At 34.8% G+C, this 19685-nt stretch carries 16 protein-coding genes; 5 read left to right on the top strand and 11 right to left on the bottom strand.

Annotated elements, in window-relative coordinates:
• Window positions 1–13 precede the first annotated feature (13 nt).
• Both Q0972_RS02260 and Q0972_RS02255 read right to left on the bottom strand, forming a co-directional pair.
• Window positions 14–1627 carry a thiol-activated cytolysin family protein gene (locus tag Q0972_RS02260; RefSeq protein WP_299362057.1) on the bottom strand — a complete coding sequence of 538 codons (1614 nt, stop codon included), beginning with the start codon at window positions 1625–1627 and terminating at the stop codon, window positions 14–16.
• Between the two features lie 14 nt (window positions 1628–1641).
• Window positions 1642–2580: a hypothetical protein gene (locus tag Q0972_RS02255; protein ID WP_299362054.1), complete on the bottom strand. Its 939-nt coding sequence runs from the start codon at window positions 2578–2580 to the stop codon at window positions 1642–1644.
• A 383-nt stretch (window positions 2581–2963) separates the two neighbouring features.
• On the opposite strand from Q0972_RS02255, the gene Q0972_RS02250 reads away from it, so the two are divergent.
• The 4 genes from Q0972_RS02250 to Q0972_RS02235 all read left to right on the top strand — a co-directional run bounded on the left by Q0972_RS02250 (window position 2964) and on the right by Q0972_RS02235 (window position 7753).
• Complete coding sequence (locus Q0972_RS02250) at window positions 2964–3953, top strand: hypothetical protein (protein WP_299362052.1); 990 nt, start codon at window positions 2964–2966, stop codon at window positions 3951–3953.
• Window positions 3954–4304: 351 nt separating this feature from the next.
• A complete protein-coding gene (locus Q0972_RS02245; protein WP_299362050.1) occupies window positions 4305–4841 on the top strand; it encodes a hypothetical protein in 537 nt (178 codons plus the stop codon).
• Window positions 4842–4863: 22 nt separating this feature from the next.
• Window positions 4864–5286 (top strand): thiol-disulfide oxidoreductase DCC family protein, encoded by a 423-nt coding sequence (locus tag Q0972_RS02240; RefSeq protein WP_299362048.1) that lies wholly within the window; start codon window positions 4864–4866, stop codon window positions 5284–5286.
• Window positions 5287–5641: 355 nt separating this feature from the next.
• Window positions 5642–7753 (top strand): DUF4139 domain-containing protein, encoded by a 2112-nt coding sequence (locus Q0972_RS02235; protein WP_299362046.1) that lies wholly within the window; start codon window positions 5642–5644, stop codon window positions 7751–7753.
• Between the two features lie 321 nt (window positions 7754–8074).
• Here Q0972_RS02235 and Q0972_RS02230 read toward each other — a convergent pair whose 3' ends face one another.
• From Q0972_RS02230 to aroC, 8 genes are all read right to left on the bottom strand, one after another.
• On the bottom strand, window positions 8075–9031 hold the full coding sequence (locus Q0972_RS02230; RefSeq protein WP_299362044.1) for a hypothetical protein: 957 nt from the start codon (window positions 9029–9031) through the stop codon (window positions 8075–8077).
• Between the two features lie 86 nt (window positions 9032–9117).
• Window positions 9118–10278 carry a flavohemoglobin expression-modulating QEGLA motif protein gene (locus Q0972_RS02225; protein ID WP_299362042.1) on the bottom strand — a complete coding sequence of 387 codons (1161 nt, stop codon included), beginning with the start codon at window positions 10276–10278 and terminating at the stop codon, window positions 9118–9120.
• Entirely contained in the window at window positions 10278–11108 is an 831-nt protein-coding gene (locus Q0972_RS02220; protein ID WP_299362040.1) for an N-formylglutamate amidohydrolase, read from the bottom strand. Before Q0972_RS02220 ends, Q0972_RS02225 begins: the two co-directional genes overlap by 1 nt.
• A 3-nt stretch (window positions 11109–11111) precedes the next feature.
• Entirely contained in the window at window positions 11112–11729 is a 618-nt protein-coding gene (locus Q0972_RS02215; protein WP_299362038.1) for a hypothetical protein, read from the bottom strand.
• Window positions 11730–12065 (bottom strand): hypothetical protein, encoded by a 336-nt coding sequence (locus tag Q0972_RS02210; protein ID WP_299362036.1) that lies wholly within the window; start codon window positions 12063–12065, stop codon window positions 11730–11732.
• Between the two features lie 27 nt (window positions 12066–12092).
• Window positions 12093–13130 (bottom strand): glutathione synthase, encoded by a 1038-nt coding sequence (gene gshB, locus Q0972_RS02205; RefSeq protein WP_299362034.1) that lies wholly within the window; start codon window positions 13128–13130, stop codon window positions 12093–12095.
• A 66-nt stretch (window positions 13131–13196) separates the two neighbouring features.
• Window positions 13197–14522 carry a dicarboxylate/amino acid:cation symporter gene (locus Q0972_RS02200; RefSeq protein WP_299362032.1) on the bottom strand — a complete coding sequence of 442 codons (1326 nt, stop codon included), beginning with the start codon at window positions 14520–14522 and terminating at the stop codon, window positions 13197–13199.
• An 88-nt stretch (window positions 14523–14610) separates the two neighbouring features.
• The gene (gene aroC / locus Q0972_RS02195; RefSeq protein WP_299362031.1) at window positions 14611–15675 is read right to left on the bottom strand and encodes a chorismate synthase; all 1065 of its coding nucleotides are present in this window, start codon (window positions 15673–15675) and stop codon (window positions 14611–14613) included.
• 208 nt (window positions 15676–15883) lie between these two features.
• On the opposite strand from aroC, the gene Q0972_RS02190 reads away from it, so the two are divergent.
• Complete coding sequence (locus Q0972_RS02190) at window positions 15884–16735, top strand: UDP-2,3-diacylglucosamine diphosphatase (RefSeq protein ID WP_299362029.1); 852 nt, start codon at window positions 15884–15886, stop codon at window positions 16733–16735.
• Here the strand turns inward: Q0972_RS02190 and Q0972_RS02185 are convergent.
• Window positions 16732–19665: an FAD-binding and (Fe-S)-binding domain-containing protein gene (locus Q0972_RS02185; RefSeq protein ID WP_299362026.1), complete on the bottom strand. Its 2934-nt coding sequence runs from the start codon at window positions 19663–19665 to the stop codon at window positions 16732–16734. The genes Q0972_RS02190 and Q0972_RS02185 overlap by 4 nt on opposite strands.
• Between the last annotated feature and the right edge of the window lie 20 nt (window positions 19666–19685).

Here is a 19685-nt window from a genome sequence, read left to right as displayed (position 1 = left end):
TTTTTCAACTAACTTAATCTGGATAATTATCGCATGCATTAACTGGATTTGTTGAGCAACTTGTACATAGTGCTATATCGCCATTTCCCCATCCAGATGGATTATAGCCTCTATAGCAAATAGTAGAGCTCACATAACCAGGAGCATCAGCTGCAAACGGTTCCCAACCTCCAACACCTAGTGTACCAAAGTACTCTAAATCGTATTCTACATTCCACGCACCATCTGGTATATTAAAGAATTGTTGACTCTCGTCCGTTATTGTTATCCATCCAGAATCGAAATGTATTTCTTCATCCGCCTCGTTATAGTCATAATAATATCTAAATCGCATATTTCGCACTTCAAAATCATTATAAATTTTTATTTGTTTATGCTCATAATCAGTTCTAGCACATTCAACGGCTGTATACTGTTCATTATAGCCCATTTTTGCCAAGGTATTATCCTTTAAATATCTTATGGTGTAAGAAATGGGGACTCCAGGATTGTTTCTGCTGTAAACAGCATTTTCGCCTATAATGATATCATTCAAGACTCCCGGACTTATATCTTCATCATCTTCGTATACCAAGTTCAGAGAGCTTGCAGCCACTTCCGCGTTTCCTCCTAAAGTTAAAATTTTTATAGATGATGTTTTTAGAATATCACTTTTATCGGTATCGATAGTCGCATTAACGTCGACACCGGCTGCATATTCAAGAGCAGCATCTAGTGAGGTGTTAGTTTCATCATAAGTGGTTTCAAGTCTAAGCATAATGATACGCCCATAAGATACTGAGCTTACGTAAGCTGGTGGGCGTTGATTATCAATTAAACTCTGAACTTGTTCTAACGTAACATCGTTTCTAAAAACGGCAGATACATCTGATGGCGTATCCATAACTACATCGTAAAACACCTGTTTAAAAACCATTGTTGCCACTCGTGTTTCGGAAGTAGAATCAAATTGTAGCTGAGAAGCCACACTATTATCTGCCCAAGCTAAGTTAAGGCCAACATCCAAACCTAATTGTGTTGAAGAAAATAATGTGGCGGAATCGTAAGTAGAACCTGCCTCATTCACATAACCTTCCCCATCCGGGTACTCCATGTTATTTGTATTCCACCATTCTAAAGCCTCATCTAACTTTGCTCCAAATTCTGAATTTGCAGCAGGATTCTCAACAACTATGGTACCTTGATCACCAATTCCTGGTAAATCTACTCTAAGTGTTGCTGGTGCTCTATTTACAGCTAAGGGTGTTGGTGTACCGAAAAGCATTTGGCCATCACCTATAACCAAAGCTCCCGGATACACCGAAGATAGATTAGGTCTTAGGATAGCAATGTTTTCGAAATTTGAAAACAAATCATAATTAGTCGTCGTACAAGTTAATACTTGTCCTTCATCAACAGGGGGATTAGGGTCTTCTTGCGACGAGATAACCTCTCTTCGGCTTGGTTCAAAACCTGTATCTTGTTCGTTTAATAATTCTTGCTGATTGTAATTTAGGCCATTAATATATTCAATAATGCTTTGAGCATCTGGATTAGTGTCCGGAACACTACCTACTTCCTCTTTGCTACAGCTAAATACAGTAATTAAAGCTAATGCAATAGCCCGATAAAATTTATTGGTTTTCATAATACTTTTTTTAGTTAATCCCATTGTTTTAAAGTTGTGCTTAATCCTTGATGAAGAAAAACGATCCCAGAAGCGGTATTATCTAGATCTTCGACATCTCCATTTCTCCATTTATAGCTATTACCATTACTATCCTTTACACCTATTGCTCCAGCTGTATACATTCCTATGTAACCTTCGGAAGTTGTTGGTGTATTAGATCCTTTTAAGACAAAATGATTATACTCATCGTCGTGATTTGGTAAAGTGTTTCCAAAATCAAAATATGGCCCTCCGGCATCTCCTAGAGATAATTTTACTTTGTTTGTGGTTACATTGTTGATCCATGAATAATATTTAAAGGCAAACAAGTAGCTATTAGACGGGATAACATTGTTATTATCATTTGAGATGGTTCGATTTCCAGAATAGTTTTCAACCGATGCATTGTTAAAAATTTGACTGTCGGTAGCACCACTCTTAGCAGTCTCAGACAGATAATTTGCTAGATCATTGTATTCGCTTTCTGTAATCCATACCCAATCACCATTATCAGCGTTTTCGTAATCTGATCGAGATGTATTTAAAAACGCCCAAATATCGTCTACATTTTGGATGGCTATTCTATACTCAAAAGTTTCTGCTTTATTGCCATTGCTAACTTCTACGGTAACAAATAAGTTTTCGTAAGTTTCAAAATCAAAGGCTAGCCAGTCTCCTACACGCAATTCGTTACCGCTAATAATTGCAGCTTGAGAAGCTGTTTCTGAAATAATAGTATAAGATAGATTCCCTTGTAAGTTAGAATCTATGGTAGTAATTAAATCGCCACTGTTAGGGTATTCGGCAATATTAATCGTTATAGTATTGTCCGTTGGGTCATTGTTTGAATCGCCATCGTCTTCAGAATTGCATGCTAATAAAAATGCAATTCCAAAACAAAAGCATAATTGATAAATAAATTGTGTTCTCATTGTGATAAAGATTTTGTGGTTTCAATTTTGTAGTCATCTTAAATTGGTAAGTCTGCAGCCTTATCCAAAATAAGACACCACAAAATTGTTGTTGCCGATATTCGACAGTTCAAATCTATCTATCAACACCAATGAAATCTAATTTTTAGTATGGACAAAGTATGGACAAGTGTGTAAAATAAGTATATATTTTAGCGAACATTAGACAACAGAATAACCTTATAAGTATTTGTTTTTCAAATATTTAAATAAAAATAATTCTATTTTTCGCATGGACATTAGTTGGACAAGCTGTATTTTGTTCTAGATGCAGCACTCGTTGACGTGTTTTGAGCGTATCAAAATTAGTTAACTTAGCTTCAAGCAATTTTAATACTATAATTATGGCTTTACGTTACGGAGTTTTAATCATTTATATTCTCTCATTCTCCTCTTTTGCACAAAGACAGCATAAAATTGACAGCTTAAAGAAAGAGCTGGCTAATTCCAAAATTGACATCAATAAATTCCATATTCTTAATCATCTATGGAGTGAATCCATAAATAACAATATAGATGATGCCTTAGGGTATTCAGAAGACATGATTTCACTGGGCAATACTTTAAAAATAGACACAATAATTGGTTTTGGGACCCAAAGAAAGGCAGTAACCTATTCGTATTTAAATAAGTTTGATAGTTCAAGTGTATATTTTAAAAAGGCATTAAAAATATATGCGCAACTGAAAGACTATAAAAATATTGCAGGAATAGAGCGTAACATAGGACAAGACCATAACATGTTGGGGAGACTAGATAGTGCCTACTATTATTATGACTCAGCAGAAAAAAATTATGTAACGATTAAAGACAGCATAGGCATTGCAGACATTCTCAATTCCAAAGCCATAGTATATCTGATGAAAGGATACTATAATTTAGCTTTAGAGAATGCCTTAGTGGCAGAGAAAACATATGTAAACAATAACTTGCCGATGGATTTAAACCAAAACAGATTGGTTATTGCAAGTGTTTATGGTGAAATGAAAGACACAATTAATGCTATAAAGTATTATAAAAAGACACTAAAGTTTTTTGATGAGCAGAATCAAAAACGACAGTATGCAAGTTCCCTTTTTTTAATATTAAGTCTACAGATACCCAATAAAGAATTACAAAAAGAAAATAGTGCTTATGTAGAAGAATTGCTTACTATAAGTCATGAGCTAAAAGATCAAAGCTTAATTGATGACGCTAAGGAAAAAGAGGCAAGTTTATTATTTGAAAGAAGAAGATTCAAGGAGGCTGAGACTATATATCGTCAATTGATAAAAAATAATCTAATTATTAATGATAGCTATTCATTGGCTTATCTTAATAAGGATTTAGGTTAGACATTAATCCAGCTAAAAAAATATTCTAGTGCCATAAACTATTTAGAGACCTCAAAAAGTTATGCTGAAAAAATTAATTTAGAGGCATTAAAACCTAGAGTCCATCAACTATTATCCATTGCCTATCAAGAAAATGGCAACATTTTAAAAAGCCTTGAGCATTATAAGGTCTTTAAATCTTTTGAAGATATCATCATCAATACCGAAACAAACAATCGTTTCTCGGAACTGCAAACGATATATGAAACTGAGAAAAAAGAATCAGAAATTGCACTACAAGAAGAAGAGATAAAAACTTTAAATGCGCAAGCAGAAAATGATAAGCTTACCAAAACACTTTACGGGATAGGTATGTTTTCATTCATAACAATAACAGGCCTACTCTATTTTGGATTTAGACAACGTATAAAGAAGACTAAAATTGAACGCGAAAAGCAAGAAGAAATCTATAAACAGGAAATCGCCTTTAAAAAGAAAGAATTGGCATCCCAGACGCTCCATCTTGTGCAGAAAAATACATTCATTCAAGAGTTAAAGGAGAACTTAGAAAAGATTAGAAAATCTCCTGAGTTATTCAAAGTTGAGTTTAGGCGCTTAGTGATGTTACTGAAAAAGGAAAGTGCTGAAGACAAAGATTGGGAAGTATTTAAATCGTATTTCTCTGAGGTACACAACAATTTTGATAACAAGATTAAGGCTATTGGCAAAGATATCACTGAAAAAGAAATACGTTTAGCGTCTTTCCTAAGAATGAACTTATCCACTAAGGAAATAGCTTCTATGCTAAACGTACTACCAGATAGTGTTCTAAAATCTAAGTACAGATTAAAGAAAAAACTGGCACTTAATAAGGAAGACGATTTAACGCAATTTTTAAATACTTTATAAGCATTAGACGTATCTTTGCAAAATGATATCTAGTATCCCTAAAGACAAGCAACTCATCCTATTCGATGGTGTATGTAACCTTTGTAATAGCAGCGTGTTATATGTTATAAAACGAGACCAAAATAACACGTTTTTATTTGCTCCCTTACAAAGTGATATTGGCGAAGAAATAATCAATACATTTAATATCGATACGGAAGAAACAGATTCTATTATACTCTATAGGCCCAAAGAACGAAAAATATATCATAAGTCTTCTGCTGCATTACATATTGCAAAGAAGCTCAGTTTTCCTACTAAGTTACTTGCTATATTTTTTATTGTACCTACAACCCTAAGAAATTGGGTCTATGATTTTGTGGCCAGAAACCGTTACAAGTGGTTTGGAAGAAAGGATAGCTGCATGATTCCAACACCTGAACTACAAGCAAAATTCGTATCATAAAAAAAGCCTCTTAGTAAATACTCTAAAAGGCTTTTCTAAATTAACAACTTACTTAAAAACTAATTTAATCTAAACAAAGGCTCATTCGTTTTGAGGGAATAACGAATTGGTTAATAGCACATGTTTTACTAAAACAAAAATAAAGCATCGCCTTTATCTTAAATAAAAAAACTCGACATAAACCCAATTATAATTGTTTTAAATGTTAAAAATGTAAAATTTGTCTGTGAGTTGTATTTTGTACAAACTAATTAGAACGTAAGTTTTACTAATTGCCATAATCTTCTGGCTCAATATGTCTTTTAGAATTAGATAGCCAATAATAGCTTTGGGATAAACAAAACACAAACCTATTATGAAAACGCTATCTCAATTCCTATTTATTTTATCATTTGTTTCGATATTGCATGGACAGCAACCAAGTACAATATCAGAAGTTACTGTTTATCTAGATGGTGCAGAAGTCAAGCGCGAAGCTACTGTAAATCTTAAGCCAGGCACCTCTGAACTTGTTTTTAATAACCTTTCGTCATATATAGAGGAAAGTAGTATCCAAGTTTCAGGACTTAAGGGAGCTTCAATTTTATCGATAAATTATGGTATAAATTACTTATCCAAACAAAAACAGAAGGATTCAATCACAGCATTACAGAAAGGCGTAAAGGAGATCGATAAAAAAATCCAGGATCAAAAACATCTCATTTCAGGCTACGAAGAAGAAATAAGCTTAATTCAGAAGAATAAACATCTTGGAAACGAAGCACAGGTGGTTAGTTTAGAACAATTAAAAGCATTTGCTACCTACTATAGAGAACGTATTACGCAACTTCAATCAGATATTAATCGTTCTAATCTTGCAATTGAAGATTATGGATCCGATAGAGCAGATATCATAAACCAATTGAACGAATACAACGTCGATGACAAAGTGCAAACTGGTGAAATAAAAATAAAGTTAAATACAGATCAGCCAGAGACGCTTAACTTAAACATCTCATATAATATTAAAAATGCAGGTTGGTTTCCTATATACGATCTAAAAGCCGATAAAATCAATACCCCAATAAACCTTGAATATAAAGCGCATATCTATCAGAATTCTGGATGTGATTGGAAAGATGTGAAGCTAACTTTATCAACTAGCGATCCGTACACTAATAATGAAAGACCAATAGTAAACCCAAAGTATTTGAACTTTGTTAGTCCATATAGCAATTATCAATCGCAGCGTGCTACAAAAAGCTATAATTATAAATATAATCCTTTAGTAAAAGCTGTTTCGGGTATTGTAACCTCATCATCGGACGGCCTGCCATTGCCTGGTGCATCAGTCATAGAAAAAGGTACTACAAATGGTACACAAACAGATTTTGATGGCCGTTATACTTTAAAAACCTCTACTGGCAATGTGTTAGTCTTTTCTTATGTTGGTATGGAAACAGTAGAATTCCCCATTCACTCTAGCGTAATGAATGTAGCTTTGAATGAAGGAAACACTTTAGATGAAGTTGTAGTAGTTGGCTATTCCAATTCAGTAAGCTCGAGACCATATACAACTACGTCAGTTACATCTGAGAAAATTATTGATGGACTTTACGGAAGCACCGCAGGCATTAATATCAGAGGAGCAAGTACACTTAAAAGTAAGAATAATATTTTGTTTATTGTAGATGGCATTCCAGTGAAGGAAAATGCAGCAAAAAAGATCAATCCAGATAGTATAGAATCCATAGAAGTTCTTAAGGATAGTGAAGCTACAGCAATCTATGGCAATAGAGCTGCAAATGGTGTGATTATTATCAATACAGGAAATGGCTCGCAACGAAGAATGAATGAATTAGGTGTTATTGTAGAATCTGGAATCACAAATACACGCTTTGAAATTGATAAATCGTATTCCATTCCTTCTGATGGAGATGTAACTGTCGTAAAAATCGACCAGTTTAATGTGCCTGCAAAATATGAATACTTTGCCGCGCCAGTTTTAAACGAGAATGTGTTTTTAACAGCAAAAATAGCCAACTGGGAACAATATAATTTATTACCAGCAGAAGCAAATGTGTATTTTGAAGGTAGCTACTCAGGAAAGACCAATATAAACCCAGGAGCTACCACAGATAGTTTAACTATTTCTCTTGGCGTTGATCCAAATATCACTACAAAACGCACCCAACGAAACGATTTTAAAAAGACCACATTTATAGGAAGTAATAAAGTAGTCTATAAAGCTTTTGAGATTGAAGTAAGAAACAACAAAACTTCTAACATTAGACTTACGCTTATAGATAGAATTCCAATTACCCAAAATAGAGCGATTAAGCTAGATGATATTAATACAGGAACCTCTGATTATGATAAGGACAAAGGATTATTAAAATGGTCTATAACTCTAAAGCCTGGCGAAAAGGAAAAAGTTGAGCATTCCTATGCCATAAGATTTCCAAAAGGAAAACGTATTAATCTTTAAACTCATCCAAAAGGATGGTTCACTAACTTAAAAGACCAATACACTTGGTATTGGTTTTGTAGCCCGTATCCTCAAAGTACTTTTGAGTATAAGCTTATTTTTTGTTAATGGTTTTTAAGCTTGGTAATTCAACAAACCTCAAGGCAAAATGTGTTAGTTCGACCCTAGCTTCCGTTAGTTAGGAACGAGTCGAATTCTGTAAAGGAACAAGTCAAACTCTTTTATAGTATCATTTTCAATGATAGACCAAAACATTTTGCTTTGAGGTTTTTACTCTATAAAACAAAACCTAGCTTTGGAATGGTGTTTTGATTTTAAGCATTAATTGATGACGAATTCTAGATATTTACTTAGTCTTAAATTTGTGAATAATTCTTCCTCGTAAGAGACGTCATCTACAGTATATTTTATTTTTGCCGTATTAGGTGGAACTTTACCCATATTATTAGCAACAAATAAAACCTTATGTATTTTTTTGTCTTCTGGAAGGATAAACTCTATTACTTTTGGGTTTTTTGTGACTTCCAAATTGTACTCAATCAGACTATCGTTGACATAAATACTTATTCTGTCTTCATCTTGCCTGCTATTATCAAAAATCTCTATGGTGATTTTTCTGGATGCAACGTTATGAGAAGTTATTAACTCATTTTTTCTGTTTTCCTTGCTTTTTGTAAAAGCCTCGATTTCCTCTTTTTCATCATCGACTTCAATAACGTCTGCCCCCAATTCTTCTGCTTTCTTTACTTCCCCAGTTTGTGGTTCTTCTAATGTTACTTCTTCTTCCGTTTCCTGTACTTCGCCAATTGGGGTTTCTTCAAATATATCTTCTTCCTTAGGATCTGTCTTAGTATTCATCTCTAAAGATTCGATATGTGGTTTTAACTTATCATAACCTTGAATATCTTCATAATTCTCAGGTTTTACTTTTCTGTAATTAAGGGCTATGTTAAATAATCCACCAAACGACAAGACAAAACCATGTACTCCTTTTTGCCTTGATCTTCCAACTAAGAACTCATCATCACCATTTGCTTCATAAGACAATTTATACATACCTCGTGCATGTAAAAATGACTTATTGATTTTTTTTGTGTTTACTATTTTCAATAGATTTTTTTCCAAGTTATAATCACCCTCTAAATAAAAACTGCACGTACTGCCAGCGTGATAATCGTACGTATAACCTATCGCTTTACCTGAGTCATCTACCTTTAAATACAAGATAGCATAGATTTGATCAAAGCCTCTTGGATCTGTTCCATGAATATCATGCACCCACAAACCTGAAAGATCTTGTGCGTAACTTATATTGAGAAAGCATAGGAAGAAAAAAATACACCTGATCACCATAATAGTGTTTTTTACTTCAAACTACTCAAAATAAAATCTAAATTTGGATTGGTATTGTCATTTACTAGGTAAGAATCCGTGATAAATTTAGGGTTTATAGCTAACCCAAATTCTATGAGCTTTTCCATGGTTGGTGTATACTCTTGGCTAACCTTACCTGTTAATAAAATTCCCAGATCATTCCCCTCTTTGGCATATTTATAGATATTCCTTATCCCTTTGAGGTATAAATGATCTTTGGTAAAACCGCCTCCTCTATGTACTCGAAGCGTAATGGCAAAGGCTTTATCCCTATTCAATTTGTGTTGATTGTGCAATAAGTGAAACGTGTCCGAGAAATTATAACCCTTATTTAGACTATTCACCGCAATAACCCTAAAGGCCAATTCTTTTAGACGCTCTATGGTAAGACAACCACTCATAAACTCAGAATATACGGCTAAACCTTCTTGAGTTTCTACATTGTTAGGAAACCCATTAGAAAATATCTTAAGCGGTTGAACCAAACCATTAAATGTAGTCACCATATGAACGCCAATCTCATGGTTGGTTAAGACCTTCAGTTGATTTAAACTGTATTTATGACCTTTTCTAAGCACCAAGGTTTGGGTATTATTTAAAACCATGGCTGCTGCCGAAAGATTATTGGATATCCTTATGTTGTACTTAAAATCATAACGTTTTGAAAACTCAGCAAAATATTCTTTTGCTTCATTTGCATTATACATAGGGAGCATCTCCTCATCGAATTCCGAATCGTCAAAACGGAGAATGAACATAGCATTCCCAATATCTTTCTCTGTAGGAGACCCAAAACTCTTTAAGCTGTTAAAGTAGAACTTGCGCCCATGTCCTATAGTCTCTACACATTCAATCAATCCAGAATACTCGTAAATGATATCCTCATATAATTGCCTTATATCTTCATCTTCTATACGCTCTAAACGCTGTGAGAAAAACAAACGGTGCAACTTATAAGCATTAAAACGCATCTTTGGATACTTAAATTCTGGCTCATAATTGTATTTCGCAGAAAAGAATTTTTTCTTTTCCGCAGCTATGTTAAGTGGATTGATATAATTGAGCAATTCAATATTTTTTACTAATCTGTTTAGATTAGCATCAATATCAAATAGATCTTGAAACTCTTCTGTTGTTCTAATCTGCGCCATTAACTTTTAAACCTTCTGTAAAATTCGTTTGCATGCTTCGGCAAAAGTGATTGCAATTGCCGTTCTACAGCGACCACGACCTCTGGATAAATAACTTGCTTATATTCATCACAATACACCTTTGCGATCTCGGTCGCCAAAACTAATGTATTTTTAAAATTCTTGGTAATATATTTCAAGAAATAACCATTACCGTAAAAAGTGTCGTTAATTTTTGCTGTCTGCTTTATATTTTTTGGCAACTCTATACTAGCCAGCATTTGTCGCCATAACTCAATTACATCTCCAAAACGATCATTGTCTATATTAGAAGTTCCCAAATTCCATGTGGGCACTTCCCTATCCCAACGTTGCCAATTGTAACTGTGCATATCGTAAACAATACAGATATTAAACTTTGCTTCTAGCTTAGATATTAAAGCTTGTACAACCTGGTAAAAATTTGAATGCTTTCTGAGGCTTTTTTCCTTTTCTATATTGGATAATGGGGTTCTCCAAAGTTGTTTTCCCCATGCGGTATCGAATACGGCTTCTTCAGGAGGGCGGTTTAAATCATACTCAAAACGAGAATCACAACCAGCAATTAGGATTGGATGTGAGGTTACCATATTTTTGGTCTCCGGATCTTCCTCGTACCAACGTTCATAAGCTGTATGTATACAATTATCCCATAAATCCTTTCTGAATTGATGCCCATCATGAACGGCACCACAGGCGTAAGGTACATAATCATCAATTTTAAGTGTGAATGAATAGTCCTCTGCTACTGCATGAAAAATGTCTTCATTTTCAATTTTTGAAATAATCGATTCTATTGAAAGTCGCTGCATTATTCAGTTCTTATTATCTATTAATGATTGGTATAAATATAAATTTTCTAGCTCTAATACTTTGCGTTTATGATTATTAAAATATGCCATTGTTGAAGCTAACGACATATCCTTTAAATAATACTCTAAATGACTAAAGCTTATATTATTTGGTCCAATTATATCAGATGTATTTAGAGCCAAATTAATTCTACTTTCTATAAAATAATTGCCTGTCAGGGATAATATTTTGTCCCTATATTCATTTGTCTTTTCAATATAGTTTATTGCGATAGGTGAATATTGGTCATTATCGAAAAAATAGTCTTCAATTTTTTCTCCCGAACTTAAGACAGAAGAATTATAATCCGAATCTACTGGTTTTAAATCCTCTATGATTTTATCTAAGAGTTTAACATAAGTGTTCGTTATGCTGTCATACTCAATGAATTTTTGACCTAAAGTTTCCGATTTATTGTAAAGCTTGTCATTAATATGATCCCTAATCTGAATTATTTGATTTTCAGAATCTGTATTCAATAGTTGAATCATATCATACTCGTAGCACAATTCATTTTGTTTTTGATTGCATGCCAGAAACAAGATTAGCATGGCAAATAAAAATACCTTGAATCGTTTCATTTAAAGTGATTTAAATAAACGTTCTAAGCATTTTAGCATATTACGTTCGTTAATATTAAATTCACCATCAGAAAAGAATAGGGTTTTAATATCTGCTAAAAGAATCTCTACGTCGTCTTTATCGTAATTGTGCTGTCGCAAACTGGTCATGATTTTCTGAATACTTTGATAATCATTATCCCTATCAAATTCATCGTGAATTTCCTGAAAGGTATCTATGTCTACTTTAGAAATAATCACGTCTCGCTCGCGATTATCTTCTTTAAAATCAGAGTTGGCTGCAAACAACAAAACATAGGCAACAAGCTCATCTCTAGTCCAATCAATTGTTTTCATTTATTATGCGAAGGAATATATTTAACGTTAGGCTTCATCTACTGCTTTACGCAAACGTGTACGTCGATCAAATGCTTGTAATTGATCCATGACCTTGCTTTCCAAAAAGTCAATTACTTTTTCTTCGACCTTTGTTTTTGCCTTGTAGACTTTATTGATATAGGTAATTCCACCGGGAGACATCACGTTAACCTCAACTAATTTCCCACCAATAACATCAATACCGACAAAGTACAGGCCATCTTTTACCAATTTTGGTCCTATTTGCTTACATAGTGCCTTTTCTGCTTTGGTTAAGGCATGTTTTTGCACACTTCCACCAGCAGAGACATTAGAACGATGGTCGTCACTTCCTGGTACACGTCGCATAGCTCCTACAGGTTCGCCATTAAGCATTAATATTCTAACATCACCTTGATCGGCACCTTCGATATAGTCTTGAAGAATAACATAATTGGACGTTCCGTCAGAATTGGTAATATAAAAATCCAATAACGAATTGATATTGCTCATGGCTGACTTCTCTATCAAGATTACTCCAGAACCCCCAAAACCATTCAATGGTTTTATAATCATTTTATCTGATTTAGACTCCTTTATCTGCTGGATTAGGTACTTTTTATTTTTAGATACATGCGTATTTGGTATAATGTTGCTGTGCGCATCACCAAAAGCCGCAGTATAGAGCTTGTTATTAGCTTCACGCATACCTTGTAGAGAATTGATAATAAATACATCATCCTTTACAGAATCCAAAAAGTTGAGCATTAATGGATCTAAAGGTGGATTTGCCCTAAAAAAGATAGCGTCAAATCCTGCCAATGGCAACATCTCTTCTCGTAACTTTACTTTATTGTAAAACGATTTTAAGGTAGAGGGAACTTTATCCAATCGTCCTATCACATTACAAAATGCATTGGTAACACTATCCCTTATGGTAAGATTAGCAGGTGTACACATTGCTACGCCATGACCACGCTTAGCACATTCCCTTATTAAGGCCAAACTCGTATCGTTTTCTGGATCGATGTTTTCCCAGGGGTACATTATAAAGCAAACATTCATCTCAATATAATTTTTGGTTGATTAAATGATTAGTTTAAAAATAGTGAATTTAAATATTATGAAAAATTATTTTACAGCTTCATAGTTATCATTCCATTCTTTGGGCTTTGGGTCATCATGAAGCTTACCCAAAGATTTTGCAACCATCATAGATACTGTGGCATCTCCTGTAACATTAACAACTGTTCGGCACATATCTAAAGGACGGTCTACGGCAAATATTAATGCCAAGCCTATGGGTAATAACTCGGCGGGAAATCCAATAGACTCCAGAACAATGACCAACATTACCATACCTGCACTTGGCACAGCAGCACTACCAATAGAAGCTAAAAGCGCTGTAAGAATAATGACCAACTGATTTGTAAATGTTAGTCCCTCTGGCCAAATTACCTGCATAATAAATACTGCAGCTATCCCCTGATACAAACTGGTACCATCCATATTTACCGTTGCTCCTACAGGCAATACAAATCCAGAAACTTCCTTATCTACACCAATATGTTCCTCGACACGTTCCATTGTTACTGGTAATGTCGCTGCACTACTACTTGTTGAAAATGCTAATAACTGTGCAGGACTTATCTTGTTGAGAAACCACATTGGTGACTTCTTTGTAAATACTTTTACAAGCATCAAGTAGAATCCTATCATTATTAATAAACCACCAACCACACAAAGCGCATATTGTAGTAGTTTTAGAAGTATTTCCGTATCGTCGAATGCTATAATAACATTGGCCATCAATGCAAAAACTGCGTAAGGGGCAAACAACATAATTAAGTCTACCATTTTCATTACGATTTCATTGAGGGAATCAAAAATATCGATCATGGGTTTGGCTTTTTCCTCAGGAATGAGCAATAAACAAATGCCCACAAACAAAGCAAAGAAAATTACCTGTAACATTTTAGCTTCGCCCATAGCCTGAAATATGTTGCTTGGAAATATATCTACTAAAGCTTGTAGTGGTCCAGCATCTTGTTGGGCGCTAGCCTTAGCCAATTTATCGGTAACACCAGCATCATTTTCATACTTCATTTCTATCTTCGCTAAGGTTTCTTCAGACATACCTGTTCCTGGTTTAACGAAGTTTACAATAGATAGGCCAATAACAATAGCTACTAAGGTTGTACTAATATAAATGGCAATAGTACGCAAACCCATATCCCTAATTTTAGAAATATCCTTTAAATCTGAGATACCCTTAATCAAAGAAGCCAGTATTAAAGGAACAGCTATCAACTTCAATAGGTTGATAAATATGGTTCCGAAAGGCGAAACCCAATCGGTTACAAATTGTTGGCCGTTAACGGAATTCATTATGAATCCGAAAATAATCCCAAGGATCATTCCGATAATGATCTTCCAATGTAATGCGAGTTTTTTCATATTAATTTGCCGCGAAAGCGGTAATCTTTTTTATTTACAATTTGATTCACCTATTTTGAGATTCCTGCTTTTATAGGATTGACACCATCTATAATCTGCTTATTCTGTCTAACAAAACGTAATCTGCCAATACCAATGCTACCATAGCTTCAACAATAGGCACAGCTCTTGGTACTACGCAAGGATCGTGTCTACCTTTCCCTTGCATTTCTACAGTCTCACCAGAACTATTAATCGTTTCTTGTTTCTGAAGTGTTGTTGCCACAGGTTTAAAGGCCACCCTAAAGTAAATATCCATACCATTACTAATTCCACCTTGAACGCCACCTGATAAATTGGTTTGTGTGGTTCCGTCTTCATTAAACTTATCATTGTGCTCACTTCCTCTCATTTTAGCACCACAAAATCCACTGCCATATTCAAAACCCTTAACGGCATTTATAGAAAGCATAGCTTTACCTAGTTCGGCGTGTAGCTTATCAAAAACAGGTTCGCCAAGTCCTACAGGAACATTCTGAATAACACAGGTAATCGTGCCACCAATGGTATCGCCTTGTTTTTTAACCTCCTTGATTTTGGTAATCATACGCTCAGCGGAAGACGCATCTGGACAGCGTATGGCATTCGATTCAATCTTTGAAAAATCCAATTCCTGATACGGCTTATCTATAAATATATCGCCTACTGAAGACGTAAAAGCATTAATCTTTACAGAATCTAATAATTGCTTGGCAATTGCACCGGCCACAACGCGACATGCTGTTTCACGAGCAGAACTTCTTCCTCCACCTCTATAATCCCGTACGCCATATTTTTTGTCGTATGTGTAATCGGCATGACTAGGTCTATATACGTCTTTTATATGTGAATAATCTTTAGATTTCTGGTTGGTATTCTTAATCACAAACCCTATTGGAGTACCAGTAGTAACACCTTCAAAAATACCTGACAAAAACTCTACCGTATCGGGTTCTTTACGTTGAGTTACGATTTTAGACTGGCCAGGCTTGCGACGATCTAATTCATTCTGAATCGCTTCGAAATCTAATTGTAACCCTGAAGGACAGCCATCAATAATTCCACCAATAGCCACACCATGTGATTCACCAAAAGTAGTGAGCTTAAATAACTTTCCGAAGGAATTTCCTGCCATTAAATCTTATTTTGTGCTAATGTAAATCTAATATCACAGAAACAAAAATACTCTGCTTCTTTTTAGTATGTTATAACAATGTTAACTGCCTTTGCCTTAAATACCCTTTAATAACACTATAATAACATTTTCCTCATGGATTATTAATTCTAGCGTTACAATCAATTAATACATTAATGAGTTATTTGCATATTATTAATAGCTTGTCTTGAATCTAAAACGAAAAGTTGAAATAGCAGTCATATCTGATGTTCACCTTGGCACATTCGGATGCCACGCAAAGCAATTGCTGACCTATCTAAATAGTATCGAACCAAAAAAGCTTATTCTCAACGGTGATATTATTGATATTTGGCAATTTAAAAAGCGTTACTTCCCAAAATCCCATCTCAGTGTTATAAAAAAGATAATGGACTTTGCTGCTAATGGTACAGAGGTTATCTATATCACAGGAAACCATGACGAAATGCTAAGGAAATTCACTGATACTGAGATCGGAAATATTTCAATAGTCAATAAGTTGGTTTTGGATCTAGATGGAAAAAAAGCTTGGTTTTTTCACGGTGATGTTTTTGATATTTCGATACAAAACGCAAAATGGTTAGCTAAACTTGGTGGTTGGGGTTATGACATACTTATACTACTAAACCGTTTTGTGAATTGGTGCCTAGAAAAGATGGGAAGAGAACGTTATTCCCTTTCCAAAAAAATAAAGAATAGTGTTAAAGGTGCTATTAAGTACATTAACGATTTTGAGAGTGTTGCTACGGATCTGGCCATAGAAAATGAATACGACTATGTGGTTTGTGGACATATCCATCAACCAAAAATGCTGTTGAAAGAAAATAAGAACGGAAAAACTACCTATCTAAACTCTGGGGATTGGGTCGAGAATTTTACAGCATTAGAATACCAATTTAAACGTTGGAAAATATACAACTACAGCAATGATAAGCTTTCACCATTCTTCGCGGATGAAGAGCTAAAGGAAATGGATGTTAAAGATCTTATTGCTGCCATCACAATCGTTGAGCCACCTAAAAAGAAAATTAAAGACTAACTAACTAGTAATGCTTCCTTCAGAATAGTCACTGGATGCTTGGCTATTCTTCCTGTTCCATCCTTTATCTGATGTCTGCAACTTGTACCATTTGCTGCTATAATAGTATCTTCTGATGCATTTCTTACCGCAGGAAACAAGGTTTGTTCTCCTATTTGCATGCTAATATCATAATGCTCTTTTTCGTAACCGAAACTACCCGCCATACCACAACAGCCACTCGGAATAATAGTCACCTTATAATTTTTAGGAAGGTTGAGCATATCAAAACTCGATTTTTGATTGGCCAATGCCTTTTGATGACAATGTCCATGGAATTTAATGGCCTTCGTTTCTGTAGTAAAATCATCTGAAGTAATGTTCCCTAACTCAATTTCTTTCTGAATAAATTCTTCTACTAAAAACGTACGCTCAGCGATGCGTTCAGCAGATACTTTATCATCTGCCAATTTTGGGTACTCGTCCTTAAAAGTTAAGATCGCTGATGGTTCAATACCTAACAGATAAAAATCATCATCAACAATATCTTCAAAGAAATATACATTCTTGTTAGCAATTGTTTTTGCTTGGTCTAGAAAGCCTTTAGACAAAAAGCTTCTTCCACTTTCTAAGTGGCTAATTGCTATTACATTATACCCCAAACATTCAAGTAACAATTTAGTATCTTTAGCTATGGGTGACTCTAAGTAATTTATAAACTCATCAACAAAAAGATAAACGGTCTTAAGTGGATTTTCATGTGGTAAACTCCTGTCAAAACTCTCAATATGTGCCTGAATGCTAAAAAAGGATTCTGAAAACATAGGAAAGCTTCGCTTTGGATGTATCCCTAAAGCAAGTCTCAAAAATCCCGAAACAAACTTGGTTTGAAACAAGGTATTATAGATTCCTGGGGCATAAGAACCTATTTTATTGTATTTGGTAGCGTTGGCAAAAAATCTATCCTTAAATTTAAATCCATTCGCCTTCTGATACTGATATTGAAATTCAGCCTTAAGCATAGCCACATCTACACTGCTTGGACATTCACTGGCACAAGCTTTACAACTTAAGCATAAGTCAAAAACGTCTTTGAGTTCTTCATGATTGAACTTATTCGCTTTTTCAGAATTAGTTAAATATTCCCTTAAGGCATTTGCTCGTGCTCTAGTTGTATCCTTTTCATTGCGTGTCGCACGATAACTAGGACACATCGTACCACCAAATTCTGGCAGTTTTCTGCAGTCACCAGAACCATTACATTTTTCTGCTTCTCTTAATATGCCTTGGGAAGAAGAAAAATCAAAAATAGTTTCAATCTCTGGTTCTTTTCTGTCTATTTCGTAACGCAGATGTTTATCTAAAGGAAAAGCGTCAACAATTTTACCAGGATTAAATATATCACTTGGATCAAAAACCGATTTAATGCGTTTTAGTATTTCATAATTAACATCACCGATTATCATAGGTATAAACTCTGCCCTAACAATACCATCACCGTGTTCACCAGACATGGAACCTTGATATTTCTTCACAAGCTTTGCAACATCAGTCGTTATGGCTCTAAAGTGCCCAACATCTTCAGATGTTTTAAGATTCAAAATGGGTCGTAAGTGCAATTCTCCTGCTCCAGCATGGGCATAGTATACAGCATTTTGGTCGTAAGAATTCATCAATTCGGTAAATTCAGAAATATAACTGTCTAAATCTCGTAAAGCGACTGCTGTGTCTTCGATACAAGCCACCGCCTTCTTATCGCCAATCATATTTCCCAACAAACCCAAGCCTGCTTTACGCAATTCTAAGGCTTTAGAAATATCTTTACCTTTTAAAACTGGAGCTGCATAACTCAGTCCGATGTCCTCAACGGTAGCTAAAAAATCATTGATATTGTTCTTAAGCGCTTCATCGGTTTCAGCTTTTAACTCGCACATCAAAATAGCTACAGGATCGCCAATAACAAATACCCTGTTTTCTTGTTGTTCCTTATTATGTTTAGTGAGATTCAATATAGAATCATCCATCATTTCACAGGTATGCAAATTGTGTTTCATTAATGGCTTAACTGCCTTCATGCAATTGGCAATACTTTTAAAATGCAACGCCACCATAGCATTTTTAGGAGGCGGCAAGTCATCTAACTGCAAAGTAATCTCGGTTGTAAATGCTAAAGTACCTTCGCTACCTGTAAGCAACTTACACATGTTGAATTTCGATTCTGAGCTCGAAAATACTTCTGAAGCGATCAATTCATCAATGGCATAACCTGTATTTCTGCGGTGAATTTCTGGTTTAGGGAAATTATCATTAATACCTTTTTGAACAGATTCGGACTTCAATTCATTATAAATCGTTCTATATAAATCGCCCTCTAACGTATTTAATTCTAGCTTCTCTTTAAATGCATCAGGGGATAGACTTGTAAATTCTACTTCGCTTCCATCGCTCAAAAGTGTTTTTAAACTAAGGACCTTATCTCTAGTCACTCCATACTGTATGGATGTTGTCCCAGATGAATTATTACCTACCATACCACCAATCATACAACGGTTGGATGTGGATGTATTAGGCCCAAAAAACAACTCGAATGATTTTAGGTAATTATTTAATTCATCCCTTACTACTCCTGGCTGTACAGTGACAGTTTTGGACCTTTCATTAATATCGAGGATTCGTGTCAAATATTTTGAAACGTCAACAACAATACCATTGCCAACGACTTGTCCCGCCAAAGAAGTTCCGGCAGTTCTAGGAATTAATGAGGTTTGGTTTTCACTAGCAAAACGAATTAAACGTTTTATATCATTGACATGCTTTGGGATAGCAACAGCTGTAGGCATCATTCTGTAGACAGAAGCATCTGTGGCATAAAGCTTTAGCATTAAGTCATCAACATAAAGCTCTCCATCTAATTCTAATTCTAGTTGCTGTAGTGCCTTGTTTAGATTCATTTATATTGGATAATATGTTG

This window comes from Winogradskyella sp. (genome assembly GCF_028282165.1).
GTDB lineage: Bacteria > Bacteroidota > Bacteroidia > Flavobacteriales > Flavobacteriaceae > Winogradskyella.
The sequence above is the reverse complement of the archived record's forward strand: the minus strand, read 5'-3'. Positions and strand labels throughout refer to the sequence as shown.

Bases quoted from the DNA above. Each gene is read 5' to 3' on its own strand.
- Q0972_RS02260 (WP_299362057.1), bottom strand. From the start codon at position 1,627: ATGAAAACCAATAAATTTTATCGGGCTATTGCATTAGCTTTAATTACT.
- Q0972_RS02255 (WP_299362054.1), bottom strand. From the start codon at position 2,580: ATGAGAACACAATTTATTTATCAATTATGCTTTTGTTTTGGAATTGCA.
- Q0972_RS02250 (WP_299362052.1), top strand. From the start codon at position 2,964: ATGGCTTTACGTTACGGAGTTTTAATCATTTATATTCTCTCATTCTCC.
- Q0972_RS02245 (WP_299362050.1), top strand. From the start codon at position 4,305: ATGTTTTCATTCATAACAATAACAGGCCTACTCTATTTTGGATTTAGA.
- Q0972_RS02240 (WP_299362048.1), top strand. From the start codon at position 4,864: ATGATATCTAGTATCCCTAAAGACAAGCAACTCATCCTATTCGATGGT.
- Q0972_RS02235 (WP_299362046.1), top strand. From the start codon at position 5,642: ATGAAAACGCTATCTCAATTCCTATTTATTTTATCATTTGTTTCGATA.
- Q0972_RS02225 (WP_299362042.1), bottom strand. From the start codon at position 10,278: ATGGCGCAGATTAGAACAACAGAAGAGTTTCAAGATCTATTTGATATT.
- Q0972_RS02220 (WP_299362040.1), bottom strand. From the start codon at position 11,108: ATGCAGCGACTTTCAATAGAATCGATTATTTCAAAAATTGAAAATGAA.
- Q0972_RS02215 (WP_299362038.1), bottom strand. From the start codon at position 11,729: ATGAAACGATTCAAGGTATTTTTATTTGCCATGCTAATCTTGTTTCTG.
- Q0972_RS02210 (WP_299362036.1), bottom strand. From the start codon at position 12,065: ATGAAAACAATTGATTGGACTAGAGATGAGCTTGTTGCCTATGTTTTG.
- gshB (WP_299362034.1), bottom strand. From the start codon at position 13,130: ATGAATGTTTGCTTTATAATGTACCCCTGGGAAAACATCGATCCAGAA.
- Q0972_RS02200 (WP_299362032.1), bottom strand. From the start codon at position 14,522: ATGAAAAAACTCGCATTACATTGGAAGATCATTATCGGAATGATCCTT.
- aroC (WP_299362031.1), bottom strand. From the start codon at position 15,675: ATGGCAGGAAATTCCTTCGGAAAGTTATTTAAGCTCACTACTTTTGGT.
- Q0972_RS02185 (WP_299362026.1), bottom strand. From the start codon at position 19,665: ATGAATCTAAACAAGGCACTACAGCAACTAGAATTAGAATTAGATGGA.